Origin of the sequence: Pseudomonas sp. 6D_7.1_Bac1, assembly GCF_025465945.1 — a bacterium.
GTDB lineage: Bacteria > Pseudomonadota > Gammaproteobacteria > Pseudomonadales > Pseudomonadaceae > Aquipseudomonas.
This window is the reverse complement of sequence record NZ_JANLNW010000072.1, coordinates 204851-219309: the sequence shown is the minus strand read 5'-3', so window position 1 is coordinate 219309 and position 14459 is coordinate 204851. Positions and strand designations below refer to the sequence as shown.

The following is a 14459-nucleotide window of genomic DNA, read 5'->3' as shown; positions in this document are numbered from 1 at the left end:
ACTCCTTACTCGTCGCCAAATCTTGAAAGTCAGATCAAGCCTTTCTTCTGCTTGTAGTCGCGAACAGCTGCCTTGATGGCGTCTTCAGCGAGTACGGAGCAGTGGATTTTCACTGGCGGCAAGGCCAGTTCTTCAGCCAGCTGAGTGTTCTTGATGGTTTCTGCTTCATCCAGAGTCTTGCCCTTCATCCACTCGGTGGCGAGGGAGCTGGAAGCAATGGCAGAGCCGCAGCCGTAGGTCTTGAACTTGGCGTCTTCGATGATGCCTTGCTCGTTGACCTTGATTTGCAGGCGCATAACGTCGCCGCATGCTGGAGCGCCGACCATGCCGGTGCCGACATCTGGATCTTCCGCGTCCATCTTGCCGACGTTACGCGGGTTCTCGTAGTGGTCGATGACCTTTTCGCTGTAAGCCATGATTCATTCCTCACTCATCAGATAGTCGCTCTTTGGGCCCTGCAAGCCGACTTTTCAACAGGGTTTACAGAGCCCGTATGCGGCGACTTAATTTGTTAGTGTGCCGCCCACTCGATTTTCGAAATGTCGACGCCGTCTTTGTACATGTCCCACAGCGGCGACAAAGCGCGCAGCTTGGTGACGGCCTCGCAGACTTTCTGCGCGGCATAATCGATTTCTTCTTCGGTGGTGAAGCGGCCGAAAGTGAAGCGGATCGAGCTGTGTGCCAGTTCGTCGTTGCGGCCCAGGGCACGCAGTACGTACGAAGGCTCAAGGGACGCCGAGGTGCAGGCCGAACCGGACGATACCGCCAGATCCTTGAGCGCCATGATCAGCGACTCGCCTTCAACGTAGTTGAAGCTCAGGTTCAGGTTGTGCGGAACGCGAGCCGTCAGGCTGCCGTTGACGTACAGCTCCTCGAGGCCTTCGACCTGCTTGAAGAAACGATCGCTCAAGGCTTTGATACGGACGTTTTCGGCAGCCATGTCTTCCTTGGCCACACGGAACGCTTCGCCCATGCCAACGATCTGGTGGGTCGCCAGGGTGCCGGAACGCATGCCGCGCTCGTGACCGCCGCCGTGCATGGTCGCTTCAAGGCGAACACGCGGCTTGCGGCTTACGTACAGCGCGCCGATACCTTTAGGACCGTAGGTCTTGTGGGCCGAGAAGGACATCAGGTCGACTTTCAGCTTTTGCAGGTCGATTTCGACTTTGCCGGTGGACTGCGCAGCGTCGACGTGGAACAGGATGCCCTTGGAGCGGGTCAGTTCGCCGATGGCTGCGATGTCGTTGATGGTGCCGATTTCGTTGTTCACGTGCATGACCGACACCAGGATGGTGTCATCGCGCAGTGCGGCTTCGATCATCTCAGGCGTCACGAGACCGTCTTCACGAGGATCGAGGTAGGTGACTTCGAAACCTTCGCGCTCCAGTTGGCGCATGGTGTCGAGGACAGCCTTGTGTTCGATCTTGGTGGTGATCAGGTGCTTGCCCTTGGTGCCATAGAAATGCGCGACACCCTTGATTGCCAGGTTGTCGGACTCGGTAGCACCGGAGGTCCAGACGATTTCACGCGGGTCGGCGTTGACCAGGTCGGCGACCTGGCGGCGAGCGTTTTCGACCGATTCTTCGGCTTTCCAGCCGAACACGTGGGAGCGGGACGCCGGGTTACCGAAGTTTCCGTCGACCAGCAGGCATTCACTCATCTTTTGCGCGACACGCGGATCAACCGGGGTGGTCGCAGAGTAATCAAGGTAAATCGGCAATTTCATGGACTATCTCCTAAATCAGGCTGGCTGGCGTGCCGCTAGCTCTTTGGCTGTCATTCGACGGCGGACGCTTCAATCTTGTCCAGACGCGACGTCTTGCTGTTGCAACGACGCTGGTCCTGACGCTGGGCTACTTCTTGCACCTCACGGCGAGTCACAAGGTCAGCCAAGCTGATACCGCTCAGAAATTCGTGGATTTGCAGGCTCAGATCACACCACAAGTGGTGGGTCAGGCAGGTGTCGCCACCATGGCAATCACCCAGGCCCTGGCATTTGGTTGCATCAACCGATTCGTTTACCGCATCGATCACCTGAGCGACCTGGATGCCCTGCATGTCACGCGATAGCTGGTAGCCACCGCCTGGGCCACGGACGCTGGAGACCAGATTGCTACGGCGCAATTTGGCGAAAAGCTGTTCGAGGTAGGACAGGGAAATGCCTTGGCGCTCAGAGATATCGGCCAGGGACACCGGGCCATGTTGCGCGTGCAACGCCAGGTCGAGCATGGCGGTGACAGCGTATCGGCCTTTTGTAGTCAGTCGCATGGACAATTACCACGGAGTTTCGGAATGGAGGCGAGTATGCAATTCCCGAGTGTTTAAGTCAACTATAAGACCTAGTACTTTAGTCAGGTTTACCCGCAAAAGAGCGCGCGCACTATAGCAAATATCTGGAGGCGAACGACCAGTAAATGCGCGTTATCGTTCTTCGCGAGCAGGCTCGCTCCCACACTTGATCTCTGTTGCGCACAAATTTGTGGCCGCTGAAGATCTGATGTGGGAGCGAGCCTGCTCGCGATGGGGCCACCCCGATTCAGCTGGCCTTGCTTTCATCCTTGCCTTTTACGCAGGCGAAATCTTCGTCGCGCAACTCAGGCAAGTCCTTGGCGCAGTACGGGCTGCCCAGATCCTTGAGCGCCCCGCACATGCCTTCCAGCCGGCCATCAACAGCCTGCAAGTGATCCAGCAACTGACCAATGGCGCGCGCCACCGGGTCCGGCATGTCTTCGCTGACGCCGTAGGCGTCGAAACCAATCTTCTCGGCCATGGCCTTGCGCTTGGCCTCCAGCTCATCATCGGATTTGACAATGATCCGCCCGGGAATCCCGACCACCGTCGCACCGGCCGGCACAGCCTTGGTGACCACCGCATTGGAGCCCACCTTGGCACCGGCACCCACAGTGAACGGCCCCAACACCTTGGCACCCGCCCCCACCACCACGCCATCCTCCAGCGTTGGGTGGCGCTTGCCTTTGTTCCAACTGGTACCGCCGAGGGTAACGCCCTGATACAGCGTCACGTCATCGCCGATTTCAGCCGTTTCGCCGATAACAATGCCCATTCCGTGATCGATAAAGAAACGCCGCCCCACCTTCGCGCCCGGATGAATCTCGATCCCGGTCAACCAGCGACCGAAGTTCGATACCAACCGCGCCAGCCATTTCCAGCCCATACCCCATAGAGCAGCAGACAGTCGATGAATCCAGATTGCATGCATGCCGGGGTAGCAGGTCAGCACCTCAAAAGCATTACGCGCCGCCGGGTCACGATGGAAAACGCTCTGGATATCTTCACGCAAACGCTCGAACATCATTAATCCTTCCGTTTAAGAAGCTCACCACGGGCCGCTTTTTGGGTTTCCGTGAGGATGCCACGCAAAATATTCATTTCCGCCCGGCTGACCGAGCTTCGTCCGTACAACCGACGCAGGCGCGCCATCAAGTGTCGCGGCTTTTCCGGGTCGAGAAACTCGATGGCCACCAGCGTTTGCTCCAGATGTTCATAGAATCGCTCCAGCTCATCCATGGTCGCCAGCTCACCACTCTTGGTGGACGCCACTTCATCCTTCTCGACCTTGCTCGGCTGACCTTCGGCCGCCAGCCAGGACATGCGCACTTCATAGCTCAGCACCTGCACCGCTGCCCCAAGGTTCAGCGAACTGAACTCAGGGTCTGATGGGATGTGCACGTGGTAATGACATCGTTGCAGCTCTTCATTGGTGAGGCCGGAATCTTCACGACCGAACACCAAAGCGATCTCGGCGCCTTGCGCGGCCTCCTCTACCACCTTCACCCCGCACTCACGGGGATCAAGCAGCGGCCAAGGAATACGACGATCACGGGCACTGGTGCCCAGCACCAGATTGCAGCCGACCAGCGCATCTTCCAGCGTGGCGACGACTTGCGCGTTCTCCAGAATGTCACCGGCACCAGAGGCCCGCGCATCCGCCTCGTGGTACGGGAACAACCGCGGCTCGACCAGCACCAGTCGCGACAGCCCCATGTTCTTCATGGCACGCGCAGCCCCACCGATATTCCCCGGATGGCTGGTATTGACCAGGACGACACGAATGTTCTGCAGCAAGGGAGGCGCTCTCTGACAGGGAAATTGGCCGCAAATCTTACAGTTCATCCTAAAGTTAAGCTACGAAAGCGAACGTCGTCCTTCATCTGTAGAAACTTTCTGCTAGAATGCTCGGCTTTCTTTAACAACCTTAGGTGACACATCCATGCAGCCCATGCTGAATATCGCGCTGCGCGCCGCCCGCAGCGCCAGTGAATTGATCTTCCGCTCCATCGAGCGCCTGGATACCATCAAGGTCGACGAAAAAGACGCCAAGGACTACGTGTCCGAAGTGGATCGCGCTGCCGAGCAGAAAATCATCGACGCGCTGCGCAAGGCCTACCCGACTCACGGCATTCTCGGCGAAGAAACCGGCATGCACGCTGGCAGCGGTGAAGGCGAAGAGTACCTGTGGATCATCGACCCACTGGACGGCACCACCAACTTCCTGCGCGGCGTTCCGCATTTCGCCGTCAGCATCGCCTGCAAATACCGCGGCCGCCTGGAACACGCAGTGGTTCTGGACCCGGTTCGCCAGGAAGAATTCACCGCCAGCCGCGGTCGCGGCGCTCAACTCAACGGTCGTCGTCTGCGCGTAAGCGGTCGCACCAGCCTTGAAGGCGCGTTGCTGGGTACGGGCTTCCCGTTCCGTGACGACCAGATGGACAACCTCGACAACTACCTGGGCATGTTCCGCAGCCTGGTTGGCCAGACCGCCGGCATCCGCCGCGCTGGCGCAGCAAGCCTGGACCTGGCTTATGTTGCCGCGGGTCGTTACGACGCATTCTGGGAATCGGGCCTGTCCGAGTGGGACATGGCTGCAGGTGCCCTGCTGATTCAAGAAGCCGGCGGCCTGGTGAGCGACTTCACCGGCGGTCACGACTTCCTTGAAAAAGGCCACGTCGTTGCCGGCAACACCAAATGCTTCAAAGCAGTATTGACGGCCATCCAGCCGCACCTGCCAGCCTCGCTGAAACGTTAAGCGCCAGGCACAAAAAAGCACCCTTCGGGGTGCTTTTTTTATACCTGCAATTTGGCCCCGAAAACACCACACCCCATTGTGGGAGCGAGCCTGCTCGCGATGACCATCGAACATTCAACATTAATGCTGACTGACATTCAGCTATCGCGAGCAGGCTCGCTCCCACAGGGGATTGGTGGTGGCACATGAGTCTCGGGTACAAAAAAAAAAGCACCCTCCGGGTGCTTTTTTTGTTCGGCAATCAGCTCATTACTTCGCTGGCTGATTCGGACCCAGGACCAACTGACCGTCCTTGCCAACCGGAATCTGGTTACCCGGATCACGATCCATCCGCACTTTGCCTTCCTTGCCGCCCAGCGAATACCGAACGTCATAGCCTACGAGCTTGTCGCTGACGTCATTGACCGTTTCGCAACGTCTTTGCACCGAGGTGGTGGTATCACGCTCCTGCATGCCTTCCTGCACCCTGTTGCCGGCGTAACCGCCGCCAACCGCGCCCGCCACGGTGGCGAGCTTTTTGCCATTACCGCCACCGACCATATTGCCCAACAGACCACCGCCGACTGCGCCAATCACCGTACCGAGGATCTGATGCTGATCCTTCACCGGCGCCTGCCGGGTAACAGGCACATCCCTGCATACTTCACGTGGAGTTTTGATCTGCGTCTTGACCGGCTCAACCGCCAGTACTTGCGCATACTCAGGGCCGTTGTTTTTTACCAGGCTGTAGGTGGCAACAGCGCCTCCGGCAGTTACACCGACAGCACCCAATACCGCACCAACCAGTAACGACTTGTTCACATGAACCTCCTGACCATCAAATGCGGGATATGCCCGCTCCTCTCCCAGCGTTTGAGCACAAAAAAAGGCGCGAGTTCAATACTCGCGCCTTTTGGTTATAACGAGAAGAGATAACGCCTCAAGGACGGTCGTCCACTTCCTTCTCGGTGCTGGCAGGAGGGATAAGATCCTCACTGCTCAGGTTCAGCCAGATCAGCACGACGTTAGCAATATAGATCGACGAGTAGGTACCCGCCAGAACACCGATGAACAGTGCAATGGAGAAACCGAACAGGTTGTCACCACCGAAGAACAGCAGAGCCGAGATCGCCAGCAAGGTAGAGATCGACGTCGCCATAGTCCGCAGCAGGGTTTGCGTGGTCGAGATGTTGATGTTCTCGATCAGGCTGGCCTTGCGCAGCACCCGGAAGTTTTCGCGAACCCGGTCGAATACCACGATGGTGTCGTTCAGCGAGTAACCGATGATCGCCAGTACCGCCGCCAGCACCGTCAGGTCGAAGGTGACCTGGAAGAACGACAGGATACCCACGGTCACGATCACGTCGTGGATCAGCGAGACAATCGCACCGACCGCGAACTTCCACTGAAAGCGGAAAGCCAGGTAGATCAGGATACCGCCCAGCGCCATCAGCATGCCGAGGCCGCCCTGGTCGCGTAGTTCTTCACCGACCTGCGGGCCGACGAACTCGACGCGCTTGACCACCGCCGGGTTGTCGCCACCGACCTTCTGCAGCGCCTCAGCTACCTGGTGACCCAGTTGCGGGTCTTCGCCAGGCATGCGCACCAGCAAATCGGTGGTAGCGCCGAAGCTCTGAACGATCGCTTCGTGATAACCCGCCTCAGTCAGCTGGGAGCGAACCTTCATGACATCGGCCGGATGCTCGTAGGTTAGCTCGATGAGCGTACCGCCGGTGAAGTCCAGACCCCAGTTCATGCCCTTGTGGAAGCAGCTGAACAACGCCATGGCGGTAAGGAACAATGTGACGCCGAACGCAACGTTGCGAACGCCCATGAAGTTGATAGTACGTAACATGGCAGCCCCTTAAATCCACAACTTCTTGAAGTCACGACCGCCGAAGATCAGGTTGACCATCGCGCGGGTAACCATGATGGCCGTGAACATCGAGGTCAGCACCCCGAGGGACATGGTCACTGCGAAGCCTTTGACCGGACCTGTACCCATGGCAAACAGAATCCCGCCCACCAGCAAGGTGGTCAGGTTGGCGTCGAGAATCGCAGTGAATGCGCGCCCGAAACCTTCGTTGATTGCTCGCTGCACCGTCATGCCGGCCGCGATCTCTTCACGTATCCGCGAGAAGATCAGTACGTTGGCGTCGACCGCCATACCCATGGTCAATACGATACCGGCGATACCTGGCAGGGTCAGCGTTGCACCCAGCAAAGACATCAAGGCCAGCAGCATCACCATGTTCACCGTCAGCGCAACGGTGGCGACGATGCCGAAGAAGCGATAGATGGCCATGATAAACAGCGACACGAACAGCATGCCCCACAGCGACGCATCGATACCCTTGGTGATGTTGTCAGCACCCAGGCTTGGACCGATGGTGCGCTCTTCAGCAAAGTACATCGGCGCCGCCAGACCACCGGCGCGCAGCAGCAGGGCCAGCTCCGAGGATTCGCCCTGACCGTTCAGGCCAGTAATGCGGAACTGAGCACCCAGCGGCGACTGAATGGTCGCCAGGCTGATGATCTTTTTCTCTTCCTTGAAGGTCTGAACCGGCACGTCCTTCTCGACGCCGTTGACCATTTGCTTGACGTAAGTCGTCACCGGGCGCTGCTCGATGAAGATCACCGCCATGCTGCGACCGACGTTGGTGCGCGTCGCACGGTTCATCAGCTCGCCGCCGTGACTGTCCAGACGAATGTTCACTTCTGGCGTACCGTGCTCACCGAAACCGGCCTTGGCGTCAGTCACCTGGTCGCCAGTGATGATCAGGCCACGCTCGATTTGCGCAGGAGGACGCTTGCCTTCACGGAACTCGAAAGTCTCGGAGGTAGCTTTCGAAGCACCCGGCTCAGCCGCCAGACGGAACTCGAGGTTGGCCGTCTTGCCGAGAATACGCTTGGCTTCGGCAGTATCTTGTACCCCTGGCAGCTCAACCACGATGCGGTTGGCACCCTGACGTTGAACGATAGGTTCGGCAACACCCAGCTCGTTGACGCGGTTACGCACCGTGGTCAAGTTCTGTTTGATGGAGTATTCACGGATTTCCGCCAGCTTGGCCGGGGTCATCGCCAGACGCAGCACCGCCTGACCATTGAGGTCGGCCGGAACAATGTCGAAATCGTTGAAGCTCTTGCGGATCAGCGCACGGGCCTGTTCGCGGGAAGCTTCATCACTGAAACCCAGCTGAATGGCGCCATTGATCTGCGGCAGGCTGCGATAGCGCAGCTTCTCTTTACGCAACAGGCTCTTGACGTCGCCTTCGTAGACTTTCAGGCGTGCGTCGAGGGCTTTGTCCATGTCCACTTCAAGCAGGAAGTGCACACCACCGGACAAGTCCAGACCCAGCTTCATCGGATGCGCGGCGAGGCTGCGCAGCCATTGCGGGGTCGTTTGTGCCAGGTTCAGCGCGACAACATAGTCATCACCCAACGCCTTGCGCACTACGTCTTTGGCTGGCAGTTGGTCTTCAGCCTTGGTCAGACGCAACAAACCGCCCTTGCCATTGGCCGAAAGGGTGGCAGCCTTGACGTTGATCCCGGCGTCGCTGAGCGCTTTGCTCACACGATCCAGATCCGCCTGATTAACCTGCAGCGCAGTACTTGCACCGCTGACCTGAATGGCCGGATCGTCAGGATAAAGATTGGGAGCGGAATAAATCAGACCGACCGCCAGCACCGCCAGGATCAGAATGTATTTCCACAGAGGGTATTTGTTCAGCATCACGCCGCCCGCTTATGACGCGGGGCGCCTTGCGCGCCCCGTCGATTGAGTATGAAGTTGGAACTTAGATCGCTTTTAGCGTGCCTTTTGGCAGCGTGGCAGCGATGGCGCCCTTCTGGAACTTCAGCTCTACCGAGTCAGAAACTTCGAGAACAACGAAATCATCCGCTACTTTGGTGATCTTGCCGGCGATGCCGCCAGAGGTCACAACTTCGTCACCTTTTTGCAAGTTGCCGAGCAGGTTCTTCTGCTCTTTGGCGCGTTTGGCCTGTGGACGCCAGATCATAAGGTAGAAAATGACCAGGAAGCCAACCAGGAAAATCCACTCGAAACCGCCACCCATAGGGCCGGCAGCAGGTGCAGCGGCGTCAGCCATCGCATTAGAGATAAAAAAGCTCATTTAGCACTCCAGTTGCAAATTTAGTGTCTTAAACGTTTTAAAACTCAGTCCAAAGGCGGAACAGGCAACCCGCGTTTGGCATAGAAGGCATCGACAAAGGCGGCCAATGTACCCTGTTGAATAGCCTCGCGCAAACCAGCCATAAGCACCTGGTAATGGCGCAAATTATGGATGGTATTGAGCATGCTCCCCAGCATTTCGCCGCACTTGTCCAGGTGATGCAGATAAGCGCGCGAGAAGTTCTGGCAGGTATAGCAATCGCAGGTCGGATCGAGCGGCGAATCATCATGGCGATGGAACGCGTTACGGATCTTCAGCACGCCCGTATCAATGAACAGGTGCCCATTGCGGGCATTACGGGTTGGCATCACGCAATCGAACATGTCCACCCCGCGGCGCACACCCTCAACCAAGTCTTCCGGTTTGCCAACGCCCATAAGGTAACGAGGTTTGTCAGCCGGCATCATGCCCGGCAGATAATCAAGCACCTTGATCATCTCGTGCTTGGGCTCGCCCACCGACAGACCGCCGATCGCCAGACCATCAAAACCGATCTTGTCGAGGCCTTCCAGGGAACGCATGCGCAGGTCCTGGTGCATGCCGCCCTGAACGATACCGAACAGCGCCGCGGTGTTGTCGCCATGGGCGTTTTTCGAACGCTGAGCCCAGCGCAACGACAGCTCCATGGACACCCGCGCCACATCTTCGTCAGCCGGGTACGGCGTGCATTCGTCGAAAATCATCACGATGTCGGAGCCCAGGTCACGCTGAACCTGCATCGACTCTTCCGGCCCCATGAACACTTTGGCGCCATCAACCGGAGAGGCGAAGGTCACGCCCTCCTCCTTGATCTTGCGCATAGCGCCCAGGCTGAACACCTGGAAACCGCCGGAGTCGGTCAGAATCGGGCCTTTCCACTGCATGAAATCGTGCAGGTCGCCGTGCTTCTTGATCACTTCAGTGCCAGGGCGCAGCCACAGGTGAAAGGTGTTACCCAGAATGATCTCGGCGCCAGTGGCAACGATATCCCGCGGCAACATGCCCTTGACCGTGCCGTAAGTGCCGACCGGCATGAACGCCGGCGTCTCGACAGTGCCACGCGGGAAGGTCAAACGACCGCGACGAGCCTTGCCGTCGGTGGCCAGCAATTCGAAAGACATACGACTTGTGCGACTCATGCTTGATCCTCAGGGCCGCGTGGCGCGGGATTACGGGTGATGAACATCGCATCACCGTAGCTGAAAAAGCGGTACCCATGCTCGACAGCGGCCTTGTAGGCGGCCATGGTTTCGGGATAACCGGCGAACGCCGAAACCAGCATCAACAACGTGGATTCGGGCAAATGAAAGTTGGTCACCAGAGCATCGACCACATGGAACGGCCGGCCTGGGTAGATAAAGATATCGGTGTCGCCGCTGAATGGCTTGAGCACGCCATCACGGGCAGCGCTCTCCAGCGAACGTACGCTGGTGGTCCCCACCGCCACCACTCGCCCGCCACGCGCACGGCACGCAGCGACCGCATCCACCACGTCCTGACCGACTTCCAGCCATTCGCTGTGCATGTGGTGATCTTCGATCCGCTCCACGCGCACCGGCTGAAAAGTGCCAGCGCCGACATGCAAGGTCACGAACGCAGTCTCGACGCCCTTGGCAGCAATTGCCTCCAGCAACGGCTGATCGAAATGCAACCCGGCAGTCGGTGCCGCCACCGCGCCCAAGCGCTCGGCGTAGACCGTCTGGTAACGCTCGCGGTCCGAACCTTCGTCCGGGCGGTCTATATAAGGAGGCAACGGCATGTGCCCGACACGGTCGAGCAACGGCAGCACTTCTTCGGCGAACCCCAGTTCGAACAACGTATCGTGGCGCGCGAGCATTTCAGCTTCGCCACCGCCGTCGATGAGGATCTTCGAACCCGGCTTCGGCGACTTGCTGGAGCGCACATGGGCCAGCACGCGATGACTGTCGAGCACCCGCTCCACCAGAATCTCCAGCTTGCCGCCGGAAGCCTTCTGGCCAAACAGCCGCGCCGGAATCACCCGGGTATTGTTGAACACCATCAAGTCGCCCGGGCGCAAATGCTCAAGCAAATCAGTGAATTGACGGTGTGCCAGAGCGCCGCTGACCCCATCCAGGGTCAACAGGCGACTGCCGCGCCGCTCGGCCAAAGGGTGGCGAGCGATCAGCGAATCAGGGAGTTCGAAAGTAAAGTCAGCAACGCGCATGATGGGGTTCGTCTAGCAGGGCCGGGAAGTCTAGCGGAATAATCAAAAATTCTCCATGTACCTGATTGACCAACGGTATTCACCTCTCTATACTTCGCCGCCATTGAGCCCTGATGGCGGAATTGGTAGACGCGGCGGATTCAAAATCCGTTTTCGAAAGGAGTGGGAGTTCGAGTCTCCCTCGGGGCACCAAATTAAAAAAGACCTTGAAATTCAAGGTCTTTTTTTTCGTCTGTAGGAAAGTGGTACCGCACAACCGACCGGCAAGACATCACAAGGATTCCCCCCCATGGAATTGCCACTGGAAACAGTCGCCCTCTTCTCCCTCAAGCTGGCTTATGAAACGGAAGATCAAAGTCCGATCCTGCGTGACGACCTGATGATGAGCGACTACCAGAGGGACGTATTCGGCTTGCTGGTACGCAGAGGTGATGTCGAGACCATCAAGGTCAAAGTGGGTGAATGCGTGGGGCTGGCGCTTGAGGCGATAGGTGGAGTTGGTACGCCGCTGGGTCGAGAGCTGGATAGATTGTCGGGAGACTTCAGCGCGGCGCAGACGCTAGAGCAGCTTGATAGCCCGCTCATTGCGCTTAAGGATTACTTGAAAGACATTCAGTGAATGATCGGGCTGGGAGCAGGTTTGGTGCCCCTTTACACCGACTGATACGGGCAGGGCTTTGGCTGGTATGAAAATAAACCTGTCCGCTTTTCCCCTGACGCTGTCGAAAGTCGTAGTACCTTGCGCCCCAAGAGCTTGGTATTAGGTGGAAATGATTAGAGTTAGGATGAAGCCATCACGAGTTGAGTCAGCCCCTGGAATCAATGGCAAACTCTGAACATGTATCAATGACCGTGGCCTGATGCTCGACGAACAGCGCCACGTAAGGAATCAGGCATCAATGAGCAAGAAGAACCCCATCAGCCGGCTCACGATCAAGGGCTTCAAGTCCATCAAGAACCTGGATGACCTGAACCTTGGCAACTTGAACGTACTGCTTGGTGCCAATGGTGCTGGAAAGAGCAGCTTCGTCTCCTACTTTCGTATGCTCAGCGAAATGATGGAACTGCGCCTGAAAAAATGGACCACTCAGCAAGGTTCCGCTGATCGTATTGTCAGTTTCGGCGTGAAAGAAACCCAAAAAATAGAGTCCTTCGTCCAGTTTGGCCTGAACGGCTACCAGTTCGAGCTAGAGCCGACGGTGGACGGAGACTTTGTATTTGCCAATGAACAGCTTTTTTTCGATGGGCCGATGTATGGGCAAGAATGGATTCCGCTCGGTTCGGGGCACCAAGAGGCCAAGCTCAAAGAAGCATTTGACTCTAAAAAATTCCGGGCTCCATACAAAAACAATGTTGTGGCTTACTGCTACGAATCGATTTCCAGCTGGAAAGTCTTCCACTTCCATGACACTAGCGACATGGCGAGCGTCAAGCGCTTTGGCCCCGCTCACATCAACGACTACCTGCGTCCTGATGCCTCGAATCTGGCAGCCTATCTTTATCGCTTGGCCACAGAGACGCCGGATGTCTACGAACAGATTCGCAAAACCATACAACTGGCCATTCCGTTCTTTGATGATTTCGTGCTCAAGCCTCGTCGACTGGATACGGAAGAAGAGCTGATCAATTTGCAGTGGCGCCAAAAAGACAGCGACTACGTCTTCTGGCCCAGCCAGCTCTCGGACGGTTCGATCCGTTTTATGTGCTTGGTCACCGCGCTGCTGCAACCCGACCCTCCATCGACCATCATCATCGATGAACCTGAACTGGGTCTGCATCCTTACGCCATCACCCTGCTGGGCTCACTGCTTCGGTCGGCGTCGACACGAATGCAGGTGATTGTCTCGACACAATCCGTGCCGCTGGTAAATGAGTTCTCCATTGACGATTTGATCATTGTCGAACGCGAGAAGGGCGCGACTGTTTTCAAACGACTCAACGAGGAGGAGTTCGAGACCTGGTTGGATGACTACTCGGTCGGTGAACTATGGGAGAAAAACATACTTGGCGGGAGGCCGCGTAAATGATTCGAGTCCATATCATTTGCGAAGGCCAGACCGAGGAAATGTTCATCAATGAGGTGCTTGCCCAAGCCTTTCATCATTTGGGCATTTATCTGATGCCTGCGCTGATAGGCAAGCCGGGCCACAAGGGCGGGAACTTCCGTTTCGAGCGACTCCTCACCGATCTCGAAAAAAGACTGTTAGGCGATCGTCAGGCTTACTGCACAACATTTTTCGACTTCTACGGCCTACCCGAAGAGTTTCCCGGCAAGGTTGAGGCCGCCAGCAAGAGCACCATGGATGAAAAGGCCGATTGTCTCTTGGAAGCCATGATGGACAAGCTGCGAAAGAAGTTGGGGGACGATGCAATGCGTCGATTCATTCCTTATGTCCAGATGTACGAATTCGAGGGGTTGCTGTTCAGTTGTCCTAAGCGGCTAGCCATGGGAATCAACCAGCCCACCCTTGAGGACAAGTTTCTGCACATACGAAATGAGTTCGATACGCCGGAAGCCATCAATAACAGCACTGTGACGGCGCCGAGTAAACGGATCCTGAAACTTTACGACGGCTACGAAAAACCGCTACATGGCTCGCTCGCGGCGATTGAAATCGGCCTTCCCACAATCCGGGCAGAATGTATCCGCTTCGATTCCTGGCTCAAACACATTGAAACGTTGCAGCCGGTAGGGTAGGTAAACCAGCGACAAAACGGGACAGATTTATTTTCATACTCGTTTTCCCTCCAACTAAAATGGGCGACCTGAATCAGGTCGCCCATTTTTCATACCAACAGCATCTGCGCCTGCAACCGTCGCCCAACCACGTCCAGCAAATCGCAGCCATCACGCAGTGAAGTCACCAGCACCCGCGCCAGTTCACTGTGAACACCCTCGCCCATGGCGATGTTCTCCAGCAGTTGGGTTGCGGTGCGGATGCGGTAGGCCGCGGTTTCGTGCAGTACGTCGAGCGGCGCTTGGGTATCGATCAGCAGTGACGGGACGGTGCAGTCAATTCCGGTGACAGGCATGTATCGATCCATAACAAACCTCCATTGGGTAAACGAGCGCGGC

At 57.2% G+C, this 14459-nt stretch carries 16 protein-coding genes and 1 tRNA gene; 5 read left to right on the top strand and 12 right to left on the bottom strand.

Annotated elements, in window-relative coordinates:
- Nucleotides 1-29: 29 nt before the first annotated feature.
- From iscU to trmJ, 5 genes are all read right to left on the bottom strand, one after another.
- The gene (iscU, locus tag NTD87_RS20660; RefSeq protein WP_003443374.1) at nt 30-416 is read right to left on the bottom strand and encodes a Fe-S cluster assembly scaffold IscU; all 387 of its coding nucleotides are present in this window, start codon (nt 414-416) and stop codon (nt 30-32) included.
- Between the two features lie 95 nt (nt 417-511).
- The gene (locus NTD87_RS20655; RefSeq protein WP_262116032.1) at nt 512-1726 is read right to left on the bottom strand and encodes an IscS subfamily cysteine desulfurase; all 1215 of its coding nucleotides are present in this window, start codon (nt 1724-1726) and stop codon (nt 512-514) included.
- Between the two features lie 50 nt (nt 1727-1776).
- Nucleotides 1777-2268 (bottom strand): Fe-S cluster assembly transcriptional regulator IscR, encoded by a 492-nt coding sequence (gene iscR / locus NTD87_RS20650; RefSeq protein ID WP_262116031.1) that lies wholly within the window; start codon nt 2266-2268, stop codon nt 1777-1779.
- Between the two features lie 268 nt (nt 2269-2536).
- Nucleotides 2537-3313, bottom strand: coding sequence for a serine O-acetyltransferase (cysE, locus tag NTD87_RS20645; protein ID WP_262116030.1), 777 nt, complete (start codon nt 3311-3313; stop codon nt 2537-2539).
- Nucleotides 3314-3315: 2 nt separating this feature from the next.
- Nucleotides 3316-4086, bottom strand: coding sequence for a tRNA (cytosine(32)/uridine(32)-2'-O)-methyltransferase TrmJ (gene trmJ / locus NTD87_RS20640; protein WP_262116029.1), 771 nt, complete (start codon nt 4084-4086; stop codon nt 3316-3318).
- A 145-nt stretch (nt 4087-4231) separates the two neighbouring features.
- Here trmJ and suhB point away from each other — a divergent pair, with 145 nt between their 5' ends.
- Nucleotides 4232-5047, top strand: a complete 816-nt coding sequence (suhB, locus tag NTD87_RS20635) for an inositol-phosphate phosphatase (protein ID WP_262116028.1) — start codon at nt 4232-4234, stop codon at nt 5045-5047.
- 249 nt (nt 5048-5296) lie between these two features.
- Here suhB and NTD87_RS20630 read toward each other — a convergent pair whose 3' ends face one another.
- From NTD87_RS20630 to queA, 6 genes are all read right to left on the bottom strand, one after another.
- Nucleotides 5297-5848: a glycine zipper 2TM domain-containing protein gene (locus NTD87_RS20630; RefSeq protein ID WP_262116027.1), complete on the bottom strand. Its 552-nt coding sequence runs from the start codon at nt 5846-5848 to the stop codon at nt 5297-5299.
- Between the two features lie 118 nt (nt 5849-5966).
- Nucleotides 5967-6881: a protein translocase subunit SecF gene (secF, locus tag NTD87_RS20625; protein ID WP_262116026.1), complete on the bottom strand. Its 915-nt coding sequence runs from the start codon at nt 6879-6881 to the stop codon at nt 5967-5969.
- 9 nt (nt 6882-6890) lie between these two features.
- Nucleotides 6891-8759 (bottom strand): protein translocase subunit SecD, encoded by a 1869-nt coding sequence (gene secD / locus NTD87_RS20620; protein WP_262116025.1) that lies wholly within the window; start codon nt 8757-8759, stop codon nt 6891-6893.
- Between the two features lie 64 nt (nt 8760-8823).
- Entirely contained in the window at nt 8824-9159 is a 336-nt protein-coding gene (gene yajC / locus NTD87_RS20615) for a preprotein translocase subunit YajC (RefSeq protein ID WP_123425083.1), read from the bottom strand.
- Nucleotides 9160-9203: 44 nt separating this feature from the next.
- On the bottom strand, nt 9204-10319 hold the full coding sequence (tgt, locus tag NTD87_RS20610) for a tRNA guanosine(34) transglycosylase Tgt (RefSeq protein WP_185015345.1): 1116 nt from the start codon (nt 10317-10319) through the stop codon (nt 9204-9206).
- 14 nt (nt 10320-10333) lie between these two features.
- Complete coding sequence (gene queA, locus NTD87_RS20605; protein WP_262116024.1) at nt 10334-11383, bottom strand: tRNA preQ1(34) S-adenosylmethionine ribosyltransferase-isomerase QueA; 1050 nt, start codon at nt 11381-11383, stop codon at nt 10334-10336.
- A gap of 107 nt (nt 11384-11490) precedes the next feature.
- Between queA and NTD87_RS20600 the strand changes: the two genes are divergently transcribed.
- The 4 genes from NTD87_RS20600 to NTD87_RS20585 all read left to right on the top strand — a co-directional run bounded on the left by NTD87_RS20600 (nt 11491) and on the right by NTD87_RS20585 (nt 14081).
- Nucleotides 11491-11575, top strand: a tRNA-Leu gene (locus tag NTD87_RS20600).
- Between the two features lie 97 nt (nt 11576-11672).
- Nucleotides 11673-12002: a hypothetical protein gene (locus tag NTD87_RS20595; RefSeq protein WP_262116023.1), complete on the top strand. Its 330-nt coding sequence runs from the start codon at nt 11673-11675 to the stop codon at nt 12000-12002.
- Between the two features lie 280 nt (nt 12003-12282).
- On the top strand, nt 12283-13410 hold the full coding sequence (locus NTD87_RS20590; protein WP_262116022.1) for an AAA family ATPase: 1128 nt from the start codon (nt 12283-12285) through the stop codon (nt 13408-13410).
- On the top strand, nt 13407-14081 hold the full coding sequence (locus tag NTD87_RS20585; RefSeq protein WP_262116021.1) for a DUF4276 family protein: 675 nt from the start codon (nt 13407-13409) through the stop codon (nt 14079-14081). Before NTD87_RS20590 ends, NTD87_RS20585 begins: the two co-directional genes overlap by 4 nt.
- Nucleotides 14082-14170: 89 nt before the next feature.
- Here NTD87_RS20585 and NTD87_RS20580 read toward each other — a convergent pair whose 3' ends face one another.
- Nucleotides 14171-14428 carry a hypothetical protein gene (locus tag NTD87_RS20580; protein WP_262116020.1) on the bottom strand — a complete coding sequence of 86 codons (258 nt, stop codon included), beginning with the start codon at nt 14426-14428 and terminating at the stop codon, nt 14171-14173.
- Nucleotides 14429-14459: the final 31 nt, after the last annotated feature.